The following is a 10,979-nucleotide window of genomic DNA, read 5'->3' as shown; positions in this document are numbered from 1 at the left end:
TCTTATAGTTTTGGATTAATGTATTTTGAAGTTTTTAGTTAAGCGAAGCGTTATGTTTTACTATTCTGCCCGACTGTCATCATGATGGATGTTATAAAGTATCTGCTCATAAGCGTCGCGTAGGGTCAACTTTTGCGCGTCTGTCACCTCATGAGTACTCAAGCAACGCTCGAACACTTCTAGCTCATTTAAGTCTTGCAAGGTTTCTGAGGACTTTTCTTGGTTCAGCACTTTATTATAGTTGCGTGGATTTTTAGTTATTAATATCTCACATGATAATCCTTCTACCATAGCATTAACCTGTTCACGCAAATCACTGATAATATCAGCACCGGTATAAACAACTTCTAACCATAACGTTTCTGATAACGAGAGTGACTGCGTAAGCGCTTGAATAGTGGTCGCTATAGTTTCTAAATCGCCTGAAACTTGTGCTAATTTTTGGAAGCAAGGGATAGGTAGGGAGGTGACCTGCATATTACGCAAGTTGTCATGATGCAATAGCTTAGAGGCGGGTAGGACAGTTGAACTTAAATCTTCATCAAGAAGCTTTGCTTGATTATTGGGGTTAGTTAAATTTTGAGCAATTTTATTCTCAGTACTTTTATCGTCAGTATTGTTATTATTAGTATCGTCTACTGACTCATCAAAACCGAATAAGTCATCCATATACTTGGCTTTTATATCTGTATTTTTTAAGCGGTTATTTGCATATTCAGTTTCTGGCTTAGTAATTAAAGCGGTTACACCAACAGGTTGTGACGTCACTATATTGTTAGTCGCGTTTGATTGTAAGTTTTTATCTTCTAAAATTTCCTCATTAGAACTATTGGTCACTGCGCCAAACTGTATTAGTAGTACTTGCTTTTGTTGGCGCGCCTCGCCAAAGCCCATCGCAATAGGCGAGCCTGAATAGCGAATATGCTCGCGCCCACCAACCCGCTGTGGCACATGCAAATGCCCAAGCGCGACATAATCAAAACAGTCATCGAACATGTCAGCTGATATTTTACCTAAGTTACCGACATATAAGTCGCGTACACCATCATCAGCAGTGGTGCTACCACCAGCAGCAAACAGATGCCCTGTGGCAATAACAGGAATATAATGTTCGTGGGACTCAGCAAGCGCTCGTTGATGCGCTTTAGCAAAGGTGGCAACCGCCTCATAATGCGCGTGTATGCCTGAGATAACGTTAGCGTCTTTACTGTCCATAGACTCGCCAGCCGCACTATTACGTACATCACGGTCACGCAGATAAGGAACGGCAGCAATAATGCAATGTGGAACGTCGTCTGCGTCATTTAAAACTAAGACTTCATCGCTTACATCATCACAAGCGGTTCCAATAACATGGACGTTTAGAAATTTCAGCACTTGGCTGGGTGCATCTAAAAAAGAGGGTGAATCATGGTTACCGGCAACAATAACGGTATGCTGACAGCAGGTTTTTGATACCTTCCCCAAAAATTCATAATACAATGCTTGGGCTTTGTTACTTGGGGTCATGGTATCAAAAATATCGCCTGCGACGATCAACACATCAATCTGCTGTGCAATAATCGCATCATGCAGCCAGCTTAAGAAGGCCTCAAACTCGTCGTAACGCATGCGCCCATACAACCTACGGCCCAAATGCCAATCGGAAGTATGCAGGACATTCAAAGGCCTGACATTAGGGACGGAAGATAAGGGCATGGCAGCAGCAGATATAGACATAAGCAGGTTATGATTACGGTTAATAGAAGGCTTTTATTCTAGCAAGAATTGGCAGGGTTTGCTGTGTTGCAATGGTTTTTGACAATAATTATTAATAGTAAGTATTGATAATAATTTCGGCAGCAGGGCAAGACTTTATAGTAAGAATGTATTTTTATGACTTAATTTTTTAATAAAAAAACCACTCTAATAGATCTACTAAAGTGGTTTTTTATTGCTGTTTTTATCGTAAAGCTAACCAATCACTAGCTGCTCTAAACTATCACCTTTTTCTTGCTCAGCAAGATTGGCTACCATCGATAGCGCATGTGCTTGCTGGCGAGTGGATTGACTACTAGATATCATGTCATCTCTAGGCGTAGCAGCCGTACCTTCACGTAACCAGTTATCAGCCGTGTCGCTAACGTTCTGATTATGCTGCTGGTTGTGTAAATTATACCAAGCTAAATCATGATGTAACGCGACCACATCACCCATTATTAATAGCGCTGGCGTGGGCAGCTGGTGTTGTTCTTGTAATGCAACGATGCTGGCAAGCGTACCAGTCAATACTTGCTGATTGGGCATACTGGCATTGGAGATGATAGCGATAGGGGTATCAACACTGCGTCCTGCTGTAATCAAGCCTTCAGTCAAACGTGGCAGCGAATGTAGCCCCATATAGAAAACTACGGTTTCATCGGTATCAAGTAGATTTTTGAAATTATCGTTGGGCGCGCCAGCCTTTAAAAAACCAGTCACAAAACGTACTGACTGCGAATGATCTCGGTGGGTAAGGGGAATGCCAGCATAACTGGCAGCGGCATTAGCAGCAGTAATTCCTGGAACGACTTGGTAAGGGATGCTGTGGGCACGTAAGCTCTCAATCTCTTCACCGCCACGGCCAAAGATAAACGGATCACCACCTTTAAGCCTCACCACGCGTCGACCTTGTTTGGCTTCATTGACCAATAGCTCATTGATACCCAGCTGCGCGACGGCATGGTTGCTGCGTTTCTTGCCAACAAATACTTTATCGGCATCACGGCGACACAAATCTAGCACTTGCGGGGATACTAGCGCATCATAAAACACAATATCAGCTTGTTGCATGAGCCTTAACGCTTTAAAGGTTAATAATTCTGGATCACCTGGTCCTGCGCCTACGATATAAACTTCACCAACGGGTTGTACAGGTTTGGCCGTCATGTCATGGCTACTATTGTGATCATTAGACGTTGACTCATTCGCGATTACTGGCGCAGTCGCTGATATCGCTTGGGTCTCTAGCCCGTCCGCATGCTGGCTCGTAAGATTAGATGAGCTGGTTTGGACCGTATTGTCTTTAATAATTTGAGCTGCAGTGCTGTCTAAATCTGCTTGTAACTGCGCCGATGCTTGGGTTTCATTCCCAGCAAACATCAATTCACTGACTTGACCTTCAAAGGCACGTTCCCAAAACTGTCGGCGTCCAGTCAAGGTCGGTATTTTAGTTTTAACTTCTGCGCGAAAGTCGCCAGCAAGTTTGGCTAGCTTGCCATAGCCTTGGGGTATTAAAGTCTCTAACCGCGCCCGTAATAGACGTGCCAGCACCGGCGCTTTACCATTTGAGGAAATGCCAATCACGATAGGATTGCGATCAACAATAGCGGGAAAAATAAAATCACATAAATGCGGGGTATCGACCACGTTGACTGGAATATTTAATTCGGTGGCATCGGCATGAACTTGCTGGTTGAGCGCTTCATCATCAGTTCCAGCGATGATAACGCGCGCACCCGTCATATAAGATTGATTATAATTTTCATAGACCAGATGATGTTTATTACCAGCTTTAGCATTCGTGAGCAGCGCCTGTAATTCGGGGCAAATATCGGGTGCAAGAATAGTGATGCACGCGCCAGCCCTACTGAGCAAATCTGCTTTACGTAATGCCACATCGCCGCCGCCAACGATAAGCACTTTGCGGCCTTCTAATTTAAAAAATAGCGGAAAGGTGTTCATATCGTCACCATTAGTTGGTTGCAGTCAATTACAATTAATTTATGAAACTATTATGGGGCATTGCGTGCTTATGCTCACCTAGCGTATTGGCATTAGCATATTCGTTTTTGATATGACGATGGGAATTTTTGATGCGAAAAGGAATAGCAGTATAAAACAATGGAGGGTATAAAAAAATCCCGCTTAACCATCCTGTATTGAGTTGAGCAGGATATTGAGGTTAAGCAGGATTTTTTAGTATTAACTTTTTCAATGATCAGTTAACCATTCGCCTATTATAGCTGGGTATGTAAACCACATTCACGATTCTCTTCTACCTTAGTCGGATCAAAGTAATCGAGCTCGTTCGGTAGATTATTTTCAGCTAAATAGCTGTCTAAGTCAGCATCAGTTTTTTCAAATAACGGTGCTACTTTTAACACGCCATCTTTAGACAAACTTAGCACATCAAGACCTTGACGGAATTCAGTTTGGTCTTTACGAATGGCATTAAACCAGACATCAGGTTTTAACTCGTCAAGCGCACGGCGGAATGGCTCAAGTTTGACTTGGTCAGTGAATTCGTCATGCTGTGGATTATCAATGCCAGGAATGCCGTTCATGGTGGCGTCGCGGTGAGCACTGGTTTGCTTTGGGATATAAGTAATGACGTTTAAATCTAGGTCACTAATTAGTTGGTTAGCAAACTGATAGGTGGCGTCAGTGTTATAGCCTGAATCTACCCATAGCACCGTAATATCTGGGCGTTGCTTGGCGACCAAGTGTAAGATAGCAGATTCGTAAGGGCGGAAGTTAGTAGTGATAATTGGATTGCTCGCCTGGCTAAGTGCCCAGGCAACGATGTCTTCTGGCGATTTACCTTGTAACTCTTTATTGGCTTGATCTAGGTCTAGATTTGGATGTAATTGACTCATATGGTGTCCTTGTTAAAGTTAAATTAAGAAAAGATTAAATTAAGAAACTGAAAATAAGTAGAGATGAATGCTATCGCTTTTTAAGCCCCACTGAACATAGGCAAGCTGGCGGCGCTGCGTCCGGAATGAGCACTAGCCAGCGCGGTAAACGCTTGGCTTAAATCAAAATCAGTGCTGGATTTCATATCATGTTCGCTTAGCACAAAACTGTCCGCGCCGACCCGTAACAGATATGCAATTTGGTCGCGGCCAAATGCGCCTGCCATCCGAATCTCGCCTTTATAACCTAGCTGGCGTAGCGTTTGCACAAAGCTAAAGTCGCGACCATCAGTAAAGGCGGGTACATGAACAACAATCAGTGCCTGTGCCAATAAAAACTCGCTCAAACCTGCCAGCGCATCGGCATCGGTGTCAGCCGTCATCCAAACGCCAAGCCGGCCTGTATGATGAATCAAGAGCTCATATACTTGTTGCAATAAACCACCCACTAACGTATTAGTAGCGCTCAATAAGTCAGCAAATGGTAGCAGTACATTGAGTTTTTCTTGTTTGTGTAGCAGTTCAAGTAGCGATATATGAGTCAGTGCAATACCATCAGGCAGCTCAGCGGTCGTGAGGGCATACCAGGTATCTTGACTACTGATATTAATGCCGCTGTTGTTGAGTACTTGGTGATTACCCATAGACCTTCTCCTTAAATGGCGCAATACCAACGCGGGTAATCACGTCGCCAAAGCCTTCAACATCATTGTCATTTTTAGCACGTATCTCAAGATAAAGGTCTAAAATTATCTGCAAGGTACTGGCGACATCAGCAGCAGGGACAGCTCTGCCCAATATTTTTCCAAGCTTGGCATCATCGCTAGAGTTGCCGCCAAGGCTGATTTGATACCAGTGTTCGCCTTTCTTATCGACCCCCAAAATACCAATATCCCCCACATGATGGTGGGCGCAAGCATTCATACAGCCCGACATGTTCAGGCGGATATCACCTAGATCATATAAGTAATCGAGGTCATCGAACTGCTTTTCGATTTGTTCGGCGATATTGTAGGTAGTCGCATTGGCAAGGGAGCAATGGTCCCAACCAGGGCAGACAATCATGTCGGTTAAGGTATTGATATTGGCACGGGCTAAATTCAGCTTGGCCAATTGCTGCCATAGCTCATACAAATGACTAACTTGCACATCAGCGAACACTAGATTTTGCTCATAGGTACTACGCAGCTCACCAAAACTATAACGGTCAGACAAATCAGCTAGGGCATCCATTTGTACGTCATTCACGTCGCCTGAGGGCACATAAGTACCCTCAACCAAGCCTGCTTTTAAAGAAATGACTACCGCGCGATAACCAGCCACTTTATGTGCGACCGTATTTTGGGTATACCAGTTGGCAAAGTCTTGATTGCTGGTCAATAGCTGTTGCAGCTCAGATTGCACTTGTAACGCATCGATATTAAGGTAATCAGGGGCACTAAAATAGCTGCTAGCGGTGGCAAAATTATCATCCGTTAACGTGAGGGCGCCATCTTTAGTATGGGCCTCCCATTCTGCGTCAACCAGTTTGGCAAACTCGCGACCGCCCATGCTTTCAACCAATATCTTGATGCGTGCTTTGTATTTATTATCACGGCGGCCATGTAAGTTATAGACCCGTAAAATGGCATCTAAGTAACTGAGCAAATGCTTACGCGGTAAAAATTTGTTGATAACTTTGCCAATCACTGGCGTACGTCCAAGCCCACCACCAACGATCACTTCAAAACCAATTTCGCCGTCATCATTGGTTTTCACATGCAAGCCAACATCATGTACTTGGGTCGCGGCGCGGTCATTTTCCGTACCGATAACCGCAATCTTAAATTTACGTGGTAAAAAAGCAAACTCTGGGTGGAAAGTCGACCACTGGCGAATAATTTCACAATACGGACGCGGGTCGGCAATCTCTGCTTGATGAATACCGGCATAAGGGTCGGTCGTGGTATTACGAATACAGTTACCAGAAGTCTGAATAGCATGCATTTGCACCGAAGCCAAATGCGCTAGGATATCTGGAACGTCCTCTATTTTTGGCCAGTTCAGCTGAATATTAGTGCGAGTGGTGAAGTGCCCGTAGCCTTTGTCATACAAACGGGTGATTTCAGCCAGTTTGCGCAATTGATAGCTGGCAAGTAGTCCATAAGGAATAGCAATACGCAGCATGGGCGCAAAACGCTGAATATAAAGTCCGTTTTGCAAGCGCAGCGGCAAAAACTGCTCTTCTGGCAGCTCACCGGCTAAAAACCGCTGAGTTTGATCGCGAAATTGCGCAACCCGTTCCTCAACCAAAGCTTGGTCAGCATAGTTATATTGATACATGACGTAATCTCAATTTTGTTTTTAAACTTGAAGGTGGTGTCAAAAAGTGCGCTATGTCAATGCGATAAAGCAACACTAAGAGCCGTGGCAAAAATCATGTGCTAGCTAGTAGCATTAAGAAAAAGGTTAGTGAGGTCTCAAAAAATTAGCTTAAGACCACGTAGCTTTACATCATATAAGCTTGCGCCTCGAAATATAAATTCCTTTAAGTCATATCCATATCCAAACACAGCATAAATTTTCATAACGAAAGTTAGGTAGCCTATGTATAACACCTATATCGTGCAAAACAGCACGGATATCTAGTCATTAACCATCCTGAATGACACTTTAATCCATACGCCTGTTACCCAGTTTTTTACTGCCTATTTCACTAGCACTTATTTGAGGTCCCTGATATTAATATGACACAGTCTATAGCAGCCGTAGCAAAACCTAAACTAGTCCCACCACACGGCAGCGCCGAGCTTAAGCCCTTGCTATTAACTGGTGATGCACATACACAGGCGCTGACACTGGCCAGCACCTTGCCACAAATTACTTTAAGCTCACGCGAGCGTGGTGATTTGATCATGCTTGGTATTGGCGGTTTCACCCCACTTGACGGTTTTATGAATCAGGCGGATTGGCAAGGGGTGGTTGATAACATGCACTTGCAGACCGGCGCTAACGCTGGTCTGTTTTGGCCCATTCCAATTACCTTATCCGCACCTCAAGCGACTGCTGATCATTTGAATCAAGGCGATAAAGTCGCGTTGGTTGCTGAAAATGGTGAGGTCATGGGCATCTTGACGGTAGAAGAAACCTATACCATCGATAAAGCACATGAGTGTCAGCAAGTATTTACCACTATAGACAGTGAACATCCGGGCGTTCAGCAAGTGTTAAACCAAGACCAGGTCAATATTGCGGGTCGTGTTGAGGTGTTAAGTGAAGGTGAGTTTCCAACGCTTTATCCTGAGACTTATAAAACCCCTGAGCAAACCCGTCAAATTTTTGCGGACAAAGGCTGGAAAACGGTTGCGGCCTTCCAAACCCGCAATCCAATGCATCGCTCGCATGAATACCTGGCCAAAATCGCCATCGAGATTTGTGATGGGGTATTGGTACATTCATTGTTAGGCGCACTCAAACCCGGTGATATTCCAGCCGACGTGCGTCAAGAAGCCATTAAGACCTTAATTGACAATTACTTTAAACAAGATACGGTCATTCAAGCCGGCTATCCACTAGACATGCGTTATGCGGGCCCCCGTGAAGCCTTATTGCATGCGCTATTTCGTCAAAACTATGGTTGTAGCCATCTGATTGTTGGTCGTGACCATGCTGGTGTTGGTGATTATTATGGTGCCTTTGATGCGCAAACTATTTTTGAGACGTTAGAAAAAGACGACCTAATTACTCAGCCGTTAAAAATAGATTGGACGTTTTGGTGTAATGCTTGTAGCGCTATGGCCTCTAGCAAAACCTGCCCACACGATGCCAGTCAACATGTGAAGGTATCGGGTACTAAGCTGCGTAAAGCCTTATCTGAAGATGAAGACGTCCCAGATAACTTTAGCCGTCCAGAAGTGTTGGATGTCTTACGTCGCTACTATGCCAATATTGCAAAAGAAGAACGTGCTGAAGTTAAACTAACTGGCGCGTCTGCAGTATAGTTAGATGCGGTAGCTATTTGATGTAGTAATCAACAAAAAAGGTGTCAGACGATAAATCTGGCACCTTTTTTATGGTTATAGGTTTGTCTATTGCTGCCTTTAGCTGAGTTTCAAATTACCAGCAAGCTTTTGATAATCGCCCGCTAAGGTCGCGCCACCAGCACAGAAATAATTCAACGCATACTTGTCTTGGCTATCGATGGTTAACACGCCCTCTTTAAACTGCAAAAAAGTCAGGCTATCGTTAGCGACAGTCTGAAAAATGACCCCATGTGCGTTGTCTTGGCCCATCAATTTAGCAGTGCCATCAAAGCTACAACTGGGCTGCTTGATATCGGCACGTGCGCGTACTTTGATATCTATTTCAGTGTTGCCAGAAGGTCGCACCATCACGCTAACCCAATCATAACCTTGTGTGTGTTTATCATAACCATCAGAGACGTAGTCACCGATCACAGTTTGTACGGCTGTCGTGAGTACGGCGGATTTTTGAGTCTCTGACGCCGTATTTTTGGCTATATTTGGGCCAGTTGGCGTCAGTGCACTGCAACCGGTCAAAGCGACAAGAGCGGCAATGGTTATAGGAAAGGAGGTTTTCGTAAAAAAGGATAAACGACTACGTAGGTTTTTGATCATAGGTAGGCCTTGTTATCATAAAGTTATCATAAAAATAGTGCGTCTGTAGTTAATCAAAAGGCAGGGCTAAAGGCTACAGTCTATCCAATTTAAAAAAGACACAGTACCATTGGTATAGACTTTTGCAGGCTCGAAGCACGCCTGCGAACAGCAAGCAAAAAAATACCAGTAGCGCGTTGCTATAAACGACTGTCTTTTATTTTGAACGGGCTATAGCTTTTGGACAGTTAAAGTATGCCACAGTCTAAATTATAAGCCATAACACTATGTAACTATAATCGTAGCACATCACCCATTAGCAGAATGAATAGCAAAATAAAATATTTAAAAATATCAATGACCTGTACTTATGCCAAGTTAATCACTTGATAAGCGGTTTTATCATTAAGCGCTACCCACACAAGCTGCTAGCATGACTATTGTTAACCATAACGGTATCAGATTTTACCCTATAATTTTTATCTCAATAAATATTGTCATAAAAAACGGTTTAATAACACTCATATAATAAACTTAACTTTATAGAGAGCTACCATGCGACACCTCGCCAAAGCTATCAAAGTATTACCCCACACTAATCCTTCTTTGCATTCTTTAGTGTCCGCTCAGACCCGTATGTCTCCGCGATTTTTAGCAATAAGTGGCGCGGTTACCGCGGTAATATTGCTGGCTGGCTGCAGTCCAACCCAAGCAACCCAAGATGGTGACCCTGCGAATCAGGCGGCTAGTACGAATCAAGATGTCGATTTACTGAACGTCTCTTATGATGTGTCGCGCGATTTTTATAGAGAATATAACGCATTATTTAGTACGGCCTATAAGGCGAAGTATCCGGGTAGTGAAGTGGCTGTCAACCAATCACATGGCGGTTCAAGCAAACAAGCGCTGTCAGTCGCGAATGGCCTACAAGCAGATGTGGTGACTTTCAATCAAAATACTGATATGAATCTGTTAGTAGAAAAAGGGCTGGTCGCCTCTGACTGGCAACAGGCGCTACCGAACAATGCCGTACCTTATACCAGTACCATGGTGCTGCTAGTCCGGACGGGAAATCCTAAGAATATTCAAGATTGGCAAGACTTGGCGCGTACTGGTGTCGAGGTTGTGATGCCAAATCCGAAGACTAGCGGCACTGCACGTTATGCTTTTTTGGGTGCCTATGGCTATGGCTTGCATCATTTTAAAGAGTCTATGTCCATGAAGGAACCATTGCCAACCCAAACTAATGCCTATATCAAAGATCTATTAGCAAATGTGGTCACTTATGACAATGGCGCCCGGGCTGCGACCACCAGCTTTACCCAGCGCATGCTAGGTGATGTGCTCATTACGACCGAAAATGAGGCGCATTTAGCCGTTAAGGAATTTGCTAAAGGTAGGGTTGAGATTGTCTATCCCAGCTATTCTATCGCTATTAATAATCCGGTGGCGGTGGTCAAAACTGTCGCCGATAAAAACGGTAGCACAGACGCGGCAAACGCTTATCTAAAAGGTCTATGGGATAAGCCGGCGCAACAGCTGATGGCGCAGATGTATCTACGCCCCAGTGATAAAGAAGTGTTGGCTGCCAATAAAAATACACTGCCTAATATCGATACCTTTGAGCCGGTGGCGGTGTTTGGATCTTGGGAGCAGATTATGGACACTATTTTTGTCGATGGCGGACTGTATGATCGGCTGGCACGTCGTCAATAGTCTTTTTTGGCTG

The 10,979-nt window shown here is 44.1% G+C and carries 8 protein-coding genes; 2 read left to right on the top strand and 6 right to left on the bottom strand.

The features are described 5' to 3' along the window. Positions 1–60: 60 nt before the first annotated feature. The 5 genes from RCH20_RS10760 to RCH20_RS10740 form a co-directional block, all read right to left on the bottom strand. Entirely contained in the window at positions 61–1,719 is a 1,659-nt protein-coding gene (locus RCH20_RS10760; RefSeq protein WP_327193576.1) for an exonuclease SbcCD subunit D C-terminal domain-containing protein, read from the bottom strand. A 234-nt stretch (positions 1,720–1,953) separates the two neighbouring features. Next, on the bottom strand, positions 1,954–3,702 hold the full coding sequence (gene cobA, locus RCH20_RS10755) for a uroporphyrinogen-III C-methyltransferase (RefSeq protein WP_327193575.1): 1,749 nt from the start codon (positions 3,700–3,702) through the stop codon (positions 1,954–1,956). Positions 3,703–3,977: 275 nt separating this feature from the next. Further along, entirely contained in the window at positions 3,978–4,616 is a 639-nt protein-coding gene (locus RCH20_RS10750; protein ID WP_327193574.1) for a phosphoadenosine phosphosulfate reductase domain-containing protein, read from the bottom strand. Between the two features lie 80 nt (positions 4,617–4,696). Then, a complete protein-coding gene (locus RCH20_RS10745) occupies positions 4,697–5,299 on the bottom strand; it encodes a DUF934 domain-containing protein (protein ID WP_327193573.1) in 603 nt (200 codons plus the stop codon). Beyond that, complete coding sequence (locus RCH20_RS10740; protein WP_209957344.1) at positions 5,292–6,977, bottom strand: nitrite/sulfite reductase; 1,686 nt, start codon at positions 6,975–6,977, stop codon at positions 5,292–5,294. Before RCH20_RS10740 ends, RCH20_RS10745 begins: the two co-directional genes overlap by 8 nt. A gap of 404 nt (positions 6,978–7,381) precedes the next feature. Here RCH20_RS10740 and sat point away from each other — a divergent pair, with 404 nt between their 5' ends. Next, the gene (sat, locus tag RCH20_RS10735; RefSeq protein WP_327193572.1) at positions 7,382–8,635 is read left to right on the top strand and encodes a sulfate adenylyltransferase; all 1,254 of its coding nucleotides are present in this window, start codon (positions 7,382–7,384) and stop codon (positions 8,633–8,635) included. Between the two features lie 99 nt (positions 8,636–8,734). Here the strand turns inward: sat and RCH20_RS10730 are convergent, their stop codons facing one another. Continuing rightward, on the bottom strand, positions 8,735–9,271 hold the full coding sequence (locus RCH20_RS10730; protein WP_327193571.1) for a hypothetical protein: 537 nt from the start codon (positions 9,269–9,271) through the stop codon (positions 8,735–8,737). Between the two features lie 615 nt (positions 9,272–9,886). Here RCH20_RS10730 and RCH20_RS10725 point away from each other — a divergent pair. Further along, positions 9,887–10,966, top strand: a complete 1,080-nt coding sequence (locus tag RCH20_RS10725) for a sulfate ABC transporter substrate-binding protein (RefSeq protein ID WP_442793134.1) — start codon at positions 9,887–9,889, stop codon at positions 10,964–10,966. The last annotated feature ends 13 nt before the right edge of the window (positions 10,967–10,979 follow it).

Source organism: Psychrobacter sp. PL15, from assembly GCF_035984995.1.
GTDB lineage: Bacteria > Pseudomonadota > Gammaproteobacteria > Pseudomonadales > Moraxellaceae > Psychrobacter.
This window is presented reverse-complemented; position numbering and strand designations above follow the sequence as displayed.

Coding starts and splice junctions, on each gene's coding strand:
- RCH20_RS10730 (WP_327193571.1), bottom strand. CDS start 9,271: ATGATCAAAAACCTACGTAGTCGTTTATCCTTTTTTACGAAAACCTCC.
- RCH20_RS10725 (WP_442793134.1), top strand. CDS start 9,887: ATGTCTCCGCGATTTTTAGCAATAAGTGGCGCGGTTACCGCGGTAATA.
- cobA (WP_327193575.1), bottom strand. CDS start 3,702: ATGAACACCTTTCCGCTATTTTTTAAATTAGAAGGCCGCAAAGTGCTT.
- RCH20_RS10750 (WP_327193574.1), bottom strand. CDS start 4,616: ATGAGTCAATTACATCCAAATCTAGACCTAGATCAAGCCAATAAAGAG.
- sat (WP_327193572.1), top strand. CDS start 7,382: ATGACACAGTCTATAGCAGCCGTAGCAAAACCTAAACTAGTCCCACCA.
- RCH20_RS10740 (WP_209957344.1), bottom strand. CDS start 6,977: ATGTATCAATATAACTATGCTGACCAAGCTTTGGTTGAGGAACGGGTT.
- RCH20_RS10760 (WP_327193576.1), bottom strand. CDS start 1,719: ATGTCTATATCTGCTGCTGCCATGCCCTTATCTTCCGTCCCTAATGTC.
- RCH20_RS10745 (WP_327193573.1), bottom strand. CDS start 5,299: ATGGGTAATCACCAAGTACTCAACAACAGCGGCATTAATATCAGTAGT.